The organism is Streptomyces vietnamensis, assembly GCF_000830005.1.
GTDB lineage: Bacteria > Actinomycetota > Actinomycetes > Streptomycetales > Streptomycetaceae > Streptomyces > Streptomyces vietnamensis.
In genome coordinates, this window is record NZ_CP010407.1 from 6,567,178 (window position 1) to 6,581,722 (window position 14,545).

At 72.3% G+C, this 14,545-nt stretch carries 14 protein-coding genes; 10 read left to right on the forward strand and 4 right to left on the reverse strand.

Annotated elements, in window-relative coordinates:
• Nucleotides 1–42: 42 nt before the first annotated feature.
• The 4 genes from SVTN_RS29480 (at nt 43) to SVTN_RS29495 (ending at nt 4,547) form a co-directional block, all read left to right on the forward strand.
• Nucleotides 43–903, forward strand: coding sequence for a hypothetical protein (locus SVTN_RS29480; RefSeq protein ID WP_041131821.1), 861 nt, complete (start codon nt 43–45; stop codon nt 901–903).
• A gap of 55 nt (nt 904–958) precedes the next feature.
• Nucleotides 959–2,290: a copper amine oxidase gene (locus tag SVTN_RS29485; RefSeq protein ID WP_041131822.1), complete on the forward strand. Its 1,332-nt coding sequence runs from the start codon at nt 959–961 to the stop codon at nt 2,288–2,290.
• Nucleotides 2,291–2,411: 121 nt separating this feature from the next.
• Nucleotides 2,412–3,734, forward strand: coding sequence for an SAV2148 family HEPN domain-containing protein (locus tag SVTN_RS29490; RefSeq protein WP_041131823.1), 1,323 nt, complete (start codon nt 2,412–2,414; stop codon nt 3,732–3,734).
• Between the two features lie 87 nt (nt 3,735–3,821).
• Nucleotides 3,822–4,547, forward strand: coding sequence for a 3'-5' exonuclease (locus SVTN_RS29495; RefSeq protein WP_041131824.1), 726 nt, complete (start codon nt 3,822–3,824; stop codon nt 4,545–4,547).
• A 15-nt stretch (nt 4,548–4,562) separates the two neighbouring features.
• Here the strand turns inward: SVTN_RS29495 and SVTN_RS29500 are convergent, their stop codons facing one another.
• The 3 genes from SVTN_RS29500 to SVTN_RS29510 all read right to left on the reverse strand — a co-directional run bounded on the left by SVTN_RS29500 (nt 4,563) and on the right by SVTN_RS29510 (nt 8,438).
• Nucleotides 4,563–6,407, reverse strand: coding sequence for a CocE/NonD family hydrolase C-terminal non-catalytic domain-containing protein (locus SVTN_RS29500; protein WP_041134359.1), 1,845 nt, complete (start codon nt 6,405–6,407; stop codon nt 4,563–4,565).
• 296 nt (nt 6,408–6,703) lie between these two features.
• A complete protein-coding gene (locus SVTN_RS29505; RefSeq protein WP_041131825.1) occupies nt 6,704–7,534 on the reverse strand; it encodes an alpha/beta fold hydrolase in 831 nt (276 codons plus the stop codon).
• A 46-nt stretch (nt 7,535–7,580) separates the two neighbouring features.
• The gene (locus SVTN_RS29510; protein WP_041131826.1) at nt 7,581–8,438 is read right to left on the reverse strand and encodes a phosphotransferase enzyme family protein; all 858 of its coding nucleotides are present in this window, start codon (nt 8,436–8,438) and stop codon (nt 7,581–7,583) included.
• A 228-nt stretch (nt 8,439–8,666) separates the two neighbouring features.
• On the opposite strand from SVTN_RS29510, the gene SVTN_RS29515 reads away from it, so the two are divergent.
• The 6 genes from SVTN_RS29515 (at nt 8,667) to SVTN_RS29540 (ending at nt 13,804) form a co-directional block, all read left to right on the forward strand.
• Entirely contained in the window at nt 8,667–9,611 is a 945-nt protein-coding gene (locus SVTN_RS29515; RefSeq protein ID WP_041131827.1) for a carbohydrate ABC transporter permease, read from the forward strand.
• Nucleotides 9,608–10,450, forward strand: coding sequence for a carbohydrate ABC transporter permease (locus SVTN_RS29520; RefSeq protein WP_041131828.1), 843 nt, complete (start codon nt 9,608–9,610; stop codon nt 10,448–10,450). The genes SVTN_RS29515 and SVTN_RS29520 overlap by 4 nt, the downstream gene beginning before the upstream one ends.
• Complete coding sequence (locus tag SVTN_RS29525) at nt 10,447–11,739, forward strand: ABC transporter substrate-binding protein (protein WP_041131829.1); 1,293 nt, start codon at nt 10,447–10,449, stop codon at nt 11,737–11,739. Before SVTN_RS29520 ends, SVTN_RS29525 begins: the two co-directional genes overlap by 4 nt.
• Nucleotides 11,740–11,879: 140 nt before the next feature.
• The gene (locus tag SVTN_RS29530) at nt 11,880–12,434 is read left to right on the forward strand and encodes a DUF1697 domain-containing protein (protein WP_041131830.1); all 555 of its coding nucleotides are present in this window, start codon (nt 11,880–11,882) and stop codon (nt 12,432–12,434) included.
• Between the two features lie 74 nt (nt 12,435–12,508).
• On the forward strand, nt 12,509–13,135 hold the full coding sequence (locus SVTN_RS29535) for a mycothiol-dependent nitroreductase Rv2466c family protein (protein WP_041131831.1): 627 nt from the start codon (nt 12,509–12,511) through the stop codon (nt 13,133–13,135).
• A gap of 96 nt (nt 13,136–13,231) precedes the next feature.
• On the forward strand, nt 13,232–13,804 hold the full coding sequence (locus tag SVTN_RS29540) for a TIGR03086 family metal-binding protein (protein WP_041131832.1): 573 nt from the start codon (nt 13,232–13,234) through the stop codon (nt 13,802–13,804).
• On the opposite strand, the gene SVTN_RS29545 is transcribed toward SVTN_RS29540, so the two are convergent.
• The gene (locus SVTN_RS29545) at nt 13,801–14,544 is read right to left on the reverse strand and encodes a sirohydrochlorin chelatase (RefSeq protein ID WP_041131833.1); all 744 of its coding nucleotides are present in this window, start codon (nt 14,542–14,544) and stop codon (nt 13,801–13,803) included. The genes SVTN_RS29540 and SVTN_RS29545 overlap by 4 nt on opposite strands.
• Between the last annotated feature and the right edge of the window lies 1 nt (nt 14,545).

Below are 14,545 nucleotides of genomic sequence, written 5' to 3' on the forward strand. Positions count from 1 at the left end.
TACCGGGTGACCGCAGGCCAAGAGGGGGAAAGAGGGGGAAGTGTGTACGAAATAGTGCGCCGCCACCTGGGGAAGGTGGTGGCCGGAGCGGCCATGGCGGTGACGGGAACCGCCGTCGCCGTCGCGATCAGCCTGCCGACCCAGGCGGGAGCGAACGGGGCCGCAGGACCGGTCGGAACAGCGGGGGCCGGCGGAACCGCCGGAGCGACCGCCGCGACGGCGGGGGGCGGCTCGGGCAGCGCCGCCCAGCAGGGGGAGACGGGCGCGCAGGCACCGGGCACCGCGCCGCCGCCCGCCACCGTGGTCCCGCCCGCGGCCGAGGGGAAGAAGGGCGTCGGCAGCGACCCGCTCACCGACGACGAGCTCGCACGGGCCGAGTCGCTGGCGCTGACCCCGCCCGCCGCCTCCGCCCAGCAGGACGTCACCGGCGGCCGGGGCCCGCAGCGCCTCGGCACCCGGCTCGCCGACCCCGTCCCGGGCGACCCGTCCCGCCGCGCCGAGGTCCGCCTCTACGACTACGGGCGGGACGAGCTCATCACGAAGACCGTCAACCTCGACACCGGCAAGGTCGAGAAGTCCGGCGCCCAGCACGGGGTCCAGCCCTCCGCCCATCCCGAGGAGCTGCGGGAGGCCCTGGAGCTGATCCTCGTGAGCCCGCTCGGCAAGGGCGTCAAGGAGGACTACAAGGACGCCACCGGCAAGGAGCTCACCTCCACCGGACAGCTGTGGTTCAACGGCGACGTCTACCGCACCTACCGCGAGTCCCATGTGCCCGCGCAGCTCGCCCGCTGCGGCGAGCACCGGTGCGTCCGGCTCGTCACCAAGGTCCTCAACGGGGCCTGGATCGACACCCGGAACCTGATCGTCGACCTCTCCGCGAGGACCGTCACCCGCGTCGGCTGACCACCGCCGCGGCCTCTCCACAGCCTTCACGACACGTACGAGGGAGTACGTCCCCATGTCCAATTCCCACCGGACGAACCCGCGCACCCGCAAGCGGGGCGCCGTCCTGACCGCCGCCGTGCTGCTCGGCACCGCCGCGGCCGCCGCCGGGCCCGCGACCGGCGCCACGGCCGCCACGGCCGCGACGCGCGCGGCGTCGCCCACCACGCCCGCGCCCGACTGCTCGGCCGCGTACCGCATCACGCAGAAGCTCGACGGCGGCACCACCTGGCGCATGTGCTGGCGCTACGACACCGACGCCGGGCTCACGCTCGACAAGGTCACCTACCAGCCGCCCGGCGCCGCCGCCCCCATCAAGGTCCTCAACAGCGCCCGCCTCGCCCAGATCCACGTGCCGTACGACGACGGCGGCGCCGAGTACGACGACCTCACCGGCGCCGGCTTCGGCTGGGGCCTGCAGAACCTCAAGCCGGCCGAGTGTCCCGGCGGCACCCTCACCACCGTCAAGGTGGCCGAGGTCGGCGACGTCAAGGGCCTGTGCACCACCACGCGGGCGCGCGGGCACGCTTACCGCATGGCCAGCGACAACGGCTCCAAGGTCTGGGCGGCACAGGCCAAGGACCTGCTCGTCTACACCGTCAACAAGGTCGGCTGGTACGAGTACATCACCGAGTGGCGCTTCACCGCCGACGGCACCATCGGCGCCAACGTCGGGGCCACCGGCAGCCTCTCGCCCGTCGACTACAACGCCACCGACGGACGCGGCTGGCCCCTCGGCAAGGGCGCCCGCGGCTACGCCACCAGCCACGCCCACAACGTCTTCTGGAAGCTCGACTTCGGCCTGGACGGCTCCACCAAGGACCGGATCGAGCAGTTCGACTCCACCGTCACCGCGCCCCCGGCCGGCGGCGGCGGACCCAAGGTGAAGACGACGCGCACGACCGTCACCAAGGAACTCGCCGGCGACGCGAAGAACATGCGCTGGTGGCGGGTGGTCAGCGGCACCGGCAAGAACGCCGACGGCCACGCCCGTTCGTACGAGATCGTGCCCGGCCACACCGAAACCCACGCGGGCCGCGGCTTCACCAAGCACGGCGTCTACTTCACCCAGGCCCGTGCCTGTGAGAAGTTCGCGAGCAACAACATCGGCAACTGCGCGGCCGGCGCCGGTGACAGCGTGGACAAGTGGGTCAACGGCGAGACCCTGACTCAGCCGTCCGTGTGGGTCAACATCGGGTTCCACCACATCGCCCGGGACGAGGACCAGCAGCCGATGCCGGTCCACTGGCAGGGCTTCCAGCTCGTGCCCAGGGACGTAACCGCTATGAATCCGCTCACTCCGACCGATCTCGCCTCCCAGAACGGGCAGCCCGATCTGGGGAGTTGAGGAAGCAGCCTGACGATCCTGCTGCACCGCCTCCCGCTCGCGGAGTACCCTTCCTTGATCGTTGTCACATGGTCATCCTGTCCGCCGGAACGGGTGTCCGGGAGCAGAAGGCGGTGCGCGGGTGAGCTCGGGAGGTCTGGAGCTGCCCCCAGGTGACGCGGGTCACGAGGGGGGCCCGGCCGACCCGGCAGAGGCGTCGCCCGGAGCGGCCGCGCCGCCGGGTTCGGCCGTACCGCCGGGTGTGGTCCTGCCGCCGGGCGCGGTCGTGCCGCCCGGCACGGTCACGGTCGGCCGGCCGGTGGAGATCGGGGCGGAGCTCGACTGGGGCGCCGAGGCCTGGAGCGAGGTCCGCACCCGGGCCCAGCGCGCCGGTCGCGCCTACATCTGGCTGAATCTCGTCGAACAGCGGCTGCGGGCCGTGGTCGCCGCCGTCCTGCGACCCGTGTACGAACCGGTGCACGGCGAGGAGTGGGTGGTGGCCGCGGCCGGACCGGCCGGCCAGGAGTGGGTCCAGCGGGCGGTCGCCGTCCGCGAGGTCTCCCGGCGCAAGGGCTACCTCCTCGACCCGGCCGACGACAACGTCCTGAGCTTCCTCACGCTGCCCCAGCTGCGCGAGCTGATGGTGCAGCACTGGCCGTGCTTCGAGCCCTACTTCGACGACCGGCGCGAGGTCGAGCTCGCCCTCGACGAGCTGGAGGTCACGCGCAACGTGGTCTCCCGCAACCGGGCGCTCTCGCTGACCGTCCTCGCCCAGTCCGAGCGGGCCTCCGCCCGCATCCTGGAGATCCTCGGCGGCGGCGCCGGGGTCCCGTCCGCCGACCGGCTGCCCGTGGACGCGGTCGAGGACCTCGTCGGCGACCGGTACGCGGACGTCGTCTCCGTCCACCCCGACCGGGTCCGGCTCCAGCGGCAGCTGCCCGCCGAGGACCTCTTCGGCGGGGCCCGCCGCCTCGACGCCACCGGCATAGGCCTGAACCTGCTCGTGCAGAACTTCTCCGGCCGCCGCATGGTCCGGCTCGCCGAGTCCGGCTGCCGGACCCGGCTCCTCTTCCTCAACCCCGCGAGCAGCGCCGTCAAGCGCCGCGAGCGCGAGCTCGGCCTGAAGAAGGGCGAGCTGAGCCGCTCGGTCGAGATGAACATCCTGCACATGCGCCGGGTCCGCTCGAAACTCCGCGACCCGGGCGCCTTCCAGATCCACGTCTTCGACGAGACCCCCCGCTTCACCGCCTACCTGGTGGACGGCGACGGGCCGGACGGGGTCGGCGTCGTCCAGTCCTACTTGCGCCGGGCCCGGGGCATGGAGGCCCCCGTCCTCGTCCTGCGCGGCGGCGGGCGGAACGTCGTCCGGCACGGGCAGTCGTCCCGTGACGGGGATCACGGACTCTTCGAGACGTACCGGGAAGAATTCGAATCGGTCTGGCTCGACTCCCGGCCCGTCTCCTGACCCGCCCCAGGGGGGCAGCGGGGGACGTTGTCAGTGGTGCGTGCGAGGGTGGTCACACCACGGGGGAGATCACGTAAGGAGGACCCGATGGCTTGGCACGGCGACACGCTGGTCGGCTTCGACCTGGAGACGACCGGCACCGACCCGCTGGAGGCCCGTATCGTCACGGCCTCGATCGTCGAGGTCGACGGCGGGGGACGGGTCGGGCAGCGGCGGGACTGGCTCGCCGACCCGGGCGTCCCCATCCCGGAGGAGGCCTCCGAGATCCACGGCATCAGCAACGAGCGCGCGGCCGCCGAGGGCCGGCCGGCCCGCGAGGTCGCCGACGAGATCGCGAGGACCCTCGCCGCGTACTGGGAGGACGGGATCCCGGTCGTCGCGTACAACGCCTCCTTCGACCTCACGCTCCTCGCCGCCGAACTGCGCCGCCACGGGCTCCCGTCCCTGGAGGAGCGGCTCGGCGGGACCGCCATCGGTCCGGTCGTCGACCCGTACACCATCGACCGGGCCGTCGACCGCTACCGGCGCGGCAAGCGGACCCTGGGGGCGGTCTGCGGGGAGTACGGCGTGGTCCTCGAAGCCGCCCACGAGGCCGCCGCCGACGCGCTCGCCGCCGTCCGGGTCGCCGTCGCGATAGCCGAGCGGCACCCCCAGGTCGCCGCCCTCGACCCGGCCGAGCTGCACGAGCGCCAGATCGGCTGGTACCGCGCCTGGGCCGAGAACTTCCAGGACTTCCTGCGCCGCAAGGGCGACGCGGAGGCGGTCGTCGACTCCACGTGGCCCCTGCGCGAGGCGGTCGCGGCGGCGGTCTGACCCCGCCCGGACGTATCAGCCGAGCGGCAGCTTCAGGCGGGCGGCCTCGCCGTCGGCGGACGTGACGGTGGTCGTGCTGCTGTCGGCGCCGGAGTCCGTGAGGGCGTCGGAGTAGAGCTTGTCCTTGCTGTTGACCACGAGCATGAGGCGGTGGCCCGCGGCCACGTCGTAGCCCGCGGCCTGGAGCTTCCAGGTGGTGGTGCGGTTCTCACCGGGGGTGAGGTCGACCAGGGTGAGGGGCTCGTGGGTGATGATGCGGGCCGTGTCGTCGGGGCCGACGTCGAAGAGGTAGGCCACGAGCGTCGTCGATTCGGCGGTGCTGCGGACGGTGAGCGTGAGCTCGGGGACGCCCCGGATGCGACGGGCCGCACCGCTCGTGGCGGCGTCGAGAGGGGCCGTGGTCCAGACGGCGAGGTGCTGCCGGTCGAACTTGTCCGTGGCGTAGGTCTTCGGGTTGCCCTTCCACTCGGCCTGGCCGGTGGCGATGATCGCGTCGACCGCGGTGGCATCCGTGAGCTCGCCCGCGGTGAACTCCCGCTTCCAGCCGGTCTCCGCCGCCCCGGCGAGGCCGCCGTCACGGCTGTCGGAGCCGACGGAGGTCAGATACCACTCCTCGGTGGAGGTGGTGACCTCCGACCAGGAGGACTTGGGCTCGCGGACGGCGGGCTCGGTGATGACGTTCTGGCCGGTCTCCGGGTCGGTCGCGGTCCGGTAGGTGAACATGACCTGGTTGTTGACCGCGGGCCACTCGGGCACGCCGTTCGAGGCGCCGAGCACATGGTGGTCGAGCCAGGCGAAGGCCTCCTCGACGGGCAGGTTCGGCCCGCTCCACGGGATGGAGAGCCCGGCGCCCTCGGGAGCGGCGTGGTCCCCGATCCACAGGTTCAGGTGCTTGGGCACGGTCAGCCGCTCGAAGTGCTCGACGACCTGGTTGACCGGGAAGAGCGTCTCGTGCCAGGTGTTGGAGAAGAACGTGGGGATGTTCCGGGCGTTGGTGTCGCCGGCGTATTCGGCGGGCGCGCGCTCCGTGCCCCAGTCCACCACCGTGTCGAGGTTCCGTCCGGCCCTGAAGTCCGCCAGGAGCTGCCGGGTGGCGGGGTCGAACTTCCGCTCCTCGGGACCGCCGGTGAAGTTCACCAGGGCGTCCACGGCCGCCAGGTGGCGGGTGCCGTTGTCGTAGAGGCTCGTGGCGAGGTTGCCCCAGGTGCTGAAGGCGACGACCGCCTCGACGCGGGCGGCCGGGTCCTTCGCCGCGACGAGCTGGCTGATGCCGGAACCGTACGACTCGCCGAGGAAGGCGATCTTGTTCGGGGCGAAGTACTGCATCGCGTGGTCGATGACCGTGGAGCCGTCCATCCAGTCCAGCGGTCCGGCGACGTCGATCGTGCCGCCGGACGTGAAGAAGGCGTCGCGGTAGCCGCCGCCGAGCAGCGGGTACGTCAGGCCGATGCCGCGCGGGGTGTACGCGAGGACGTGGTAGCCGCGCTGCGCCAGCTGCAGGTACAGGTACGCGAAGATGGTCCAGCCGAACGGCGTCCAGCCCGCCGGCACGATCACCACCGGGCGGGGTTCGTCGCCGTGGAGCTTGATCGTGAAGGCCGACAGCTCCACACCGTCCGAGTCGATCCTCGGGAAGCCGAAGGACGCCTTGGCCCGCACCTGCTCCGTCAGCTGCTGGAGCTCGGGGGTCAGCAGAGCACCGGTCGCCTCGCCCTTCAGCGTGGCGACCAGCGCAAGGGCCAGATTGACGGCGTCCGGGTCGAGCTCGGTGGCGGAGGCGTAGATGCCGTGCTCGGCGAGCCGGGCCACCTGGGCGGGGGTTACCGCGCTGATCTCGTTGTCGTCCTGAGGGTTGCTCACGAAGCCGTCCTCTTCACTGTGGCCGACCAGCCGGCCGGCGCCGGGTACCGGGACGTCTTCGCCCCGCCTGCCTGAGGGCACGCGGGGCGAAGACGACGGCATCGTTCCAGCTCAGAAGGCACGTCGGCGTGGAAACCGGACACGGCCCCCGCTCCCCGTCACGGAGGCGGACTCACTCTCCAGGCGGGTTTGAATTCGCCCCCTGCCGACGCCGCCCACGGAAACGGTCACCTTTCGCCCACCGTCCGACGGAAGCGGTCACCCGGGATCAGCGACGATCGACCGGAACCGGCCCTTCAGGAGTTCTCCTTGAGGAAGGACAGCAGGAGCTCATTGACCTTCTCCGGCTGGTCGAGCTGCAGCCAGTGGCCCGCGTCCTCCACCCGCTCGTAGCGCCAGGAGCCCGACACGTACTCGCCCGTCCCGGACATCGAGCGCTCGGTGAGGAAACGGTCTCCGGTCGACCAGACGCCCATCACCGGGACCGACTCCGGCAGCGGCACCGCCGGCGCCTCGGGGTCGAACTGGACCTCCGCCGGCAGGCCCGCGCGGTAGATGTCGAGGGCGGCCGTCAGCGCGCCCGGCGCGCGCAGCTGCTCGATCACGGCCTCCGCGTCCGGGTGCTCGCCCAGCATGTCCCGCAGGTTCGCGAAGTCGTCCCGCGTCAGCCAGTCCTCGGCCACCCCGGCCAGCTGGAACAGCAGCATGTACCAGGAGCGCTGCTTCTGCTCCCAGCCCGCCGACCGGATCGACGCCAGATGCCCCACGGACAGGACGCTCAGGCTCCGCACCTTGTCCGGGAAGAACTGCGTCAGGCCCTGCGCGATGCCCGAACCCCAGTCGTGGCCCACCAGATGGACCCGGTCGAGGTCGAGCCGCGCCAGGAGCTCGACCAGATCGCCGACGTGCTTCCCCGGGTGGTACGCCTCGGGGCCGCCCTCGGGACGGTCGGAGGCGCCGAATCCGCGCAGGGTGGGAGCGACCGTCCGGAAACCGGCCGCGTTCAGCGCCGCGACCTGGTGCCGCCACAGGTGGTGGCTGTCGGGGAAGCCGTGCACCAGCAGCACGGCCGGACCCTCCCCGCTCACCTCGACGTCGAGGGTCACCTCGGACAGTTCGACACGCATCTCAACACCCCGTTCGTTACCCGCCGGTTCGACGGGAACCATGATGTCAGAACGGGTACCAGCGCACCTCGGGGTCGCCGTCCCGCAGCGAGGCCACCCGCCGCTCGAACTCGGCGAGCGCCTTCGGGTTCGTCGGGGCGTGCTGCGCCACCCACGCGCAGCTCGCGGTCTCCCGCGCCCCGCGCAGCACCGCGCATCCCTCCCACTCCCGGACGTCCCAGCCGTACGCCTCGGTGAAGGCCTCGTACGCCGCCGGGTCCAGGCCGTACCGGTCCCGGGAGAGCGCGAGGACCACCAGGTCGTGCTCGCGCAGGTCCGAGGAGAAGGTCTCCAGGTCCACCAGGACCGGGCCGTCCGGGCCGACGTGGACGTTCCGGGGGAGGGCGTCGCCGTGGATCGGACCCGGGGTCAGGTGCGGGGTGAGCGCGGCCGCCGCCGGGGCGAAGGAATCGCGCCGCTCCCGCAGGAACGCCGCGTCCGCCGGGTCGATCGCGTCCCCCGCGAGCCGCAGCCACCGCTCGACCCCGCCGAGCAGCTCACGGCGCGGGAGCGTGAACCCGGTCGGCTCGGGCAGGGCGTGCACCGCCCGCAGCAGCGGGGCCAGATCGCGGGGTTCGGTCGGCCGGACCGCGTCGGGCAGCCGGTGCCAGACGGTGACCGGAAGCCCGTCCACCAGGCGCGGCTTCTCCTCGGCGGCCCGGACCGCCGGGACCCCGGCCGATTCCAGCCAGGACGCCAGCGCGAGCTCCCGCTCGGCCCGCTCGAACAGCTCCGCGTCCCGGCCGACCTTCACCACCAGCTCGCCCACCGTGAAGACCGCGTTCTCGCCCAGGGTGAGCAGCCGCGCGCCCGCGACCGGCAGCCCTGCCCCGCCCAGGATCTCCCGTGCCCGCGCCTCGTCCATCGACCTCTCCCTTGCCCGCTGTGTTTGCGCCAAAGTCTCCCATCCCCGCAGCTCACCGCGCCCGTCGCCTTGACGGGCCGACGGTCCGTCAGCACCATGGCGGGATTCCGGACGGCGGCAGCAGCGGTGTGGACGGGGGTCGGATCGTGAGCTCGGTGGCCGCGACGAGGCGACCGGGGGTCCCTCGATGAGCGTGGTGGCCGCGACGAAGCGGCCGGAGGTCCCTCGATGAGCTCGGTGACCACGGCCGAGCGGCCCGGCCGCGCGCGCACCCCGCGCGCCGCCCCCGGGGCCCGGCCGCGCGGCCCCGACCTCGGCGCCTGGTTCCTGGTGCTCCCGGCGCTCCTGCCGATCCTCGTCCTCAGCGTCGGCCCGCTCCTCTACGGCATCGCGCTCGCCTTCACCGACGCCCAGTCCGGCCGCACCCAGGCCACCCGCTGGGTCGGCACCCTCAACTTCCAGGACCTGCTGCACGACACCCTCTTCTGGGAGTCGTTCCGCATCGGCGCGGTCTGGGCCGTCGGGGTGACGATCCCCCAGTTCCTGCTCGCCCTCGGCCTCGCCCTCCTGCTCGACCAGAACCTCCGCTTCCGCTGGCTGGCCAGGGCCCTCGCCATCGTCCCCTGGGCGATGCCCGAGGTCGTCGTGGGCATCATGTGGCGGCTCGTCTACAACCCCGACGCCGGCATCCTCAACGAGACCCTCCGGAACCTCGGCCTCGGCGAGGGCCACGACTGGCTCTCCGGGCTCGCCACCGCCCTCCCCGCCGTCATCGTCGTCGGCGTCTGGGCCGGCATGCCGCAGACCACCGTCGCCCTGCTCGCCGGACTCCAGAACACCCCGCGCGAACTCCACGAGGCCGCCGCCCTCGACGGCGCCGGCGCCTGGCGCCGCTTCCGCGCCGTCACCTGGCCCGCGCTCCGGCCGGTGGCCCTCGCCATCACCGCCCTCAACCTCATCTGGAACTTCAACTCCTTCGCCCTGGTCTACGTCCTGACCAACGGCGGACCGGGCGGCCGCACCCGGCTCCCCATGCTCTTCGCCTACGAAGAGGCCTTCCGGTACGGGCAGTTCGGCTACGCCGCCGCAATGGGCTGCGTGATGGTCGCCGTCGTCTCGGTGCTCATCGCCCTCTCCCTCGTACGCCGCCTGAAAGGGGACCAGGACCGGTGAGCGCCCTCCGGACGAGCGGGCCCGCACGGGCAGGGCAGTACCTGGCCCTCCTCGCGTACCTGGTCTTCCTCGCCTTCCCCTTGCTCTGGCTGGTCTCCACCGCCTTCAAGCCCGCACCCGAACTGGCCTCGCTCCACCCCACCTGGATCCCGAAGGACCCCACCCTCGACAACTTCCGGCAGGCCTTCGACGAACAGCCCCTGCTCAGGGCCGCCGCGAACAGCCTGCTCGCAGCCGTCTCCGCCGCCGTGATCGCGGTGGCCGTCGCGACCCCGCTCGCCTATGTGACGGCCCGCCACCGGGGCCGGCTCACCACGGCCGCCACCGGCTGGGTGGTGATCAGCCAGGCCTTCCCCTTCGTCCTCGTGATCATCCCGCTCTTCCTCGTCCTCAAGAACCTGCACCTGATCAACAGCGTCGCCGGCCTCGTCCTGGTCTACGTGGTGTGGTCGCTGCCCTTCGCCCTCTGGATGCTCATGGGGTACGTCAGGGCCGTCCCGGCCGAGTTGGAGGAGGCCGCGGCCGTCGACGGCGCCGGCCGGATCCGTACCCTCGTCTCGGTCACCGCCCCGCTGCTCGCCCCCGGCATCGTCGCCACCGCGCTCTTCGCCTTCGTCACCGCCTGGAACGAGTTCTTCTTCGCGCTCGTCCTGCTCAAGACCCCCGAGAAGCAGACCCTGCCGGTCGTCCTCACCCACTTCCTCGGCGCCGAGGGCGTCGCCGACCTCGGCCCGCTGGCCGCCGCGGCCTTCCTCGCGACCCTGCCGTCCCTCGTCGTCTTCGGTGTCCTCCAGAGACGGATCACGGGCGGGACGCTCGCCGGGGCGGTGAAGTCATGAGACGGCTCCTCGCCCTGATCGCCCTTCTCACCCTGCTCCTGACCGGTTGCACCGCGTCCGACGACGGCCCCGACGACGGTGTCGTACGGCTCCGCTTCCAGTCCCTCGCCTGGCAGAAGGAGTCCGTCGACGCCAACCGGCAGCTCGTGAAGGAGTGGAACGCCGCCCACCCCGGCGTCCAGGTCGAGTACGTCCAGGGCAGCTGGGACTCCGTCCACGACCAGCTCCTCACCTCCTTCGAAGGCGGCGAGGCGCCCGACATCATCCACGACGCCTCCGACGACCTGGCCGACTTCGCCTACGGCGGCCACCTCGCCGACCTCCGCCCGCTGCTGCCCGAACGGCTGCGCGCCGACATCCCCGCCCGCAGCTGGGAGACGACCACCTTCGGCGAGGGCGTCTACGGCGTGCCGTTCCTCCAGGAGCCCCGCGTCCTCATCGCCAACCGCAGGATCCTGGAATCCTCCGGCGTCCGCGTCCCCACCCCGGCGAAACCCTGGACCTGGACCGAGTTCCGGCAGATCGCCCAGGACCTCACCCGGACCATGGGGCCCGGCCGGTACGCGGTCGCCTGGCCCCTCAAGGAACCCGTCTCCGTCAGCCTCAACCTCGGCGTCTCGGCCGGCGGCCGGCTCTTCTACCGGGGCCCGGACGGCCGGGTGACCGTCGACTTCACCGAGGCCGACGGCATCGTCCCCGGCACCGTCCACGACCAGGTCGCCACCGACCGGACCGCCCCGCGCACCACGCTCGGCAGCGGCGGCTCCGACACCCTCCCCGGCTTCTTCGCCGGCAAGTACGCCATGGTCCCGCTGGGCTTCGCCTACCGGCAGCAGATCGTCCAGCAGGCGCCCGAGGGCTTCGAGTGGACGGTGCTGCCCGCGCCCGTCGGCAGCGGGGGAACGGCCCAGGGCGTCTCCCCGCAGACCCTGTCGATCGCCGAGGACAGCCCTCACAAGAAGGAGGCGGCCGAGTTCCTCGACTTCTTCCTCCGCCCGGCGAACATGGTGCGGCTCGCGCGCGGCGACTGGATGCTGCCCACCGGCACCGCCGCGCTCGCCGACCCCTCCCTGCACACCGCGCGGGACGGCTGGGCGACCGGGGCGGCGGTGGCCGAACACCTGCGTCCGGCGCCCGCGCAGTCGGTGCGCGGCTACCCGGAGTGGAAGGACAAGGTGGCGACCCCGGCGTTCCAGGAGTACTACAGCGGCGCCATCGACGGCACGGAGCTGTGCCGGCGCCTGGTCGAGGACGGCAACCGGGTCCTCGCCCGCTATCAGCGCAGATGACGGATTCGTCATTACGAAACATTCTTGAATAAGTCACAGATGGGTGAAGGGTCTTCTCCGGGATCCCGTCGATCGGCCAGGGTTCGGACCAGCCACCGTGCCGCCCCCCACGCGGCGCGGTGGCCGCATAGATTGAGCCCATGACGAAGACGTACGCGGCCCTGCTCAGGGGCATCAACGTGAGCGGGCGCCGCAAGGTCCCCATGGCGGAACTCCGGACCCTCCTCGAAGGACTCGGGCACACGGACGTCCGCACCTACCTCCAGAGCGGGAACGCCGTCTTCACCACCGACTCCGGCGCCGGCGAGGACGAGCTCAGGGCCGCGCTCGAAGACGCGATCGAGGAGCGTTTCGGCTTCCGCGTCGACTGCCTCGTCCGCGACGGCGACTACCTCGCCGCCGTCGCCGACGCCTGCCCCTTCCCGGCCGCCGAACTGGAGGGCAAGCAGCTCCACGCCATCTACTACTCGGAGGCCGCCGACCCCGAGCGCTTCGCCTCGATCGACCGCGAGACCTTCCTCCCCGAGGACTTCGCCCTCGGCGACCGCGTGCTCTACCTCTACACCCCCGAAGGCCTCGGGAATTCCAAGCTCGGCGAAGCGGTCTCCCGCCCGTCCGTCGTGAAGGGCCTGGTCGCCACCGGCCGGAACTGGAACACGGTGGTCAAGCTCGTCGAGATGACGCAGGGGAACTGACCCCGAAGTGGCCCAGTCGAGAGGGCGGGGAATGGCCCGTGATCACGGGCCAACTCCCGACTAGATTCAACGACATGACGAGCAACGAGACCACGCCCCGCCCCACCGTCGACTTCTACTTCGACCCCGCCTGCCCCTTCGCCTGGATCACCTCCCGCTGGATGCTCGAGGTCGAGGCCCACCGGGACATCGACCTCCGCTTCAAGGTCATGAGCCTGTACTTCCACAACGAGGGCAACGAACTGCCCGACTGGTACCGCGAGCTCGTCGACGCCTCCATCGGCCCGGTCCGGGTGGCGGCGGCCGCCGCCGAACAGCACGGCGAGGAGATCCTGCGCCCGCTCTACACCGCGTACGGCACCCGCATCCACGAGAAGAAGCAGAAGGACTTCGACGCGGTCGTCGCGGAGTCCCTCAACGAGCTCGGCCTCCCGCCGGAACTGGCCGCCGCCGCCCACGACCCGGCCTACGACGAGGCCGTCCGCCGCAGCCACGACGCCGGCAAGGACCCCGAGGCCGAGGGGTACGTCGGCACCCCCACGATCCACGTCGACGGCACCGTCTGGTTCGGCCCGGTCCTGCGGGCGATCCCGCGCGGCGAGAAGGCCGCCGAACTCTTCGACAGCTTCCGCGTCCTCGCCTCGCACCCGGACCTCTTCGAACTCAAGCGCACCCGCACGGGCGGCCTCGACTTCAGCTAGGGCCTGTCCGGCGGATCAGGGTCGGACAGGCCCTAGCCGGGCCCCTGTCGCGAAAGTTCAAGACCGGGTGCCGGGACGTTCCGTACCGTCGACGGCATGAACGAGATCCACACGCACCTCACCGTCTGCGCCGCCGAGGCGAGCCGTGTCGCCCGTGCCGTCACCGCCGAACAGCTCGGCACCCCCTCGGTCTGCGCCGACTGGACGGTCCGCGAACTCGCCAACCACCTGGTCCTCTACTCCGCCCACGGCCTCGAACACCGCGCCCTGCGCACCGAACTCCCCGAGGAGACCACCAAGCGGGACTTCACCGCCGAGGACGACTGGGCCGAGGCGTACGCGGCCCAGCTCGACCGGGCCCTGGCCGCCTGGGAGAAGCCGGAGGCCTGGGAGGGGGAGGTCGACATGGTCGGCAGCGCCATGCCGGCCACCGAGATCGCCGCCATGCTGGCCCTGGAACTCGCCCTGCACGGCTGGGACCTGGCCCGCTCCACGGGGGAGGAGTACGGCGTGCCCGAGGAGACGGGCGCCTACCTGCTCGGCGTCGTCGAGCGGTACGCCGACATGTACCGCCGGTACGAGGGTTTCGCCGAGCCCGGCGCGGTGTCCGAGACCTCGGACCCCTTCACCCGCGCCCTCGCCCTGAGCGGCCGCGAGCCCGGGAACTAACCCGCGACCGCCGCGCGCTCGGGGGCGCGTACGGCCGACTCGTACCGCTCCACGAGCAGCGCGGCCAGCTCCGGCGAGGGGCCCAGGACGTCCGCGAGGACATCGGCCCCGGCCGCGCCCGTCGCGATGCGGTCCGGGAGGCGGCCCGGGGCGATGACGTACGGGGCGACGGCCACCCGGTGGACGCCCGGGTCCGTGCGCAGGGTGCGGACCGCGTCCTCCGTGCGGGGGAGGGATGCGGAGGCGAACGCGGGTCGCACGGAGCACCAACCGGTGCGCCGCAGCTCCCGCGCCGTTTCTGCGATCACCGCGATCGCCTCCGGGTCTGTGGAGCCCGCCGAGGCCAGGACGACCCCGGTCGTGGGCTTGTCGGCGGGCGTGAGGCCCGCTTCGTACAACCGCCGCTCCACCGCCGCGATCAGCAGCGGCGAGGGGCCGAGGACCTCCGCCTGGCGGATGCGCAGGGACGGGGGAGCCTGGCGCAGTACGGCGGGGATGTCGGCCTTCGCGTGGAAGGCCCGGGTGAGGAGGAGCGGCAGGGCCACGACCTCCCGTACCCCGTCCGCCGCGAGCCGGTCGAGCACTCCCGGCACCGACGGCAGGTTGAAGTCCAGGAACGCCGTCTCCACGCGCAGCCCCGGCCGCAGCGCACCGGCCCGGCGCACCAGCGCCTGGACGGTCGCCGCGTGCCGCGGGTCGCGGCTGCCGTGGGCGATCACGAGGAGGACAGGGCGGTTCATG

What these genes read in the sequence shown, in the direction of transcription:
- SVTN_RS29485 (WP_041131822.1), top strand. Translation starts at nt 959, where the DNA reads ATGTCCAATTCCCACCGGACGAACCCGCGCACCCGCAAGCGGGGCGCC.
- SVTN_RS29495 (WP_041131824.1), top strand. Translation starts at nt 3,822, where the DNA reads ATGGCTTGGCACGGCGACACGCTGGTCGGCTTCGACCTGGAGACGACC.
- SVTN_RS29505 (WP_041131825.1), bottom strand. Translation starts at nt 7,534, where the DNA reads ATGCGTGTCGAACTGTCCGAGGTGACCCTCGACGTCGAGGTGAGCGGG.
- SVTN_RS29510 (WP_041131826.1), bottom strand. Translation starts at nt 8,438, where the DNA reads ATGGACGAGGCGCGGGCACGGGAGATCCTGGGCGGGGCAGGGCTGCCG.
- SVTN_RS29515 (WP_041131827.1), top strand. Translation starts at nt 8,667, where the DNA reads ATGAGCTCGGTGACCACGGCCGAGCGGCCCGGCCGCGCGCGCACCCCG.
- SVTN_RS29525 (WP_041131829.1), top strand. Translation starts at nt 10,447, where the DNA reads ATGAGACGGCTCCTCGCCCTGATCGCCCTTCTCACCCTGCTCCTGACC.
- SVTN_RS29530 (WP_041131830.1), top strand. Translation starts at nt 11,880, where the DNA reads ATGACGAAGACGTACGCGGCCCTGCTCAGGGGCATCAACGTGAGCGGG.
- SVTN_RS29535 (WP_041131831.1), top strand. Translation starts at nt 12,509, where the DNA reads ATGACGAGCAACGAGACCACGCCCCGCCCCACCGTCGACTTCTACTTC.
- SVTN_RS29540 (WP_041131832.1), top strand. Translation starts at nt 13,232, where the DNA reads ATGAACGAGATCCACACGCACCTCACCGTCTGCGCCGCCGAGGCGAGC.
- SVTN_RS29545 (WP_041131833.1), bottom strand. Translation starts at nt 14,544, where the DNA reads ATGAACCGCCCTGTCCTCCTCGTGATCGCCCACGGCAGCCGCGACCCG.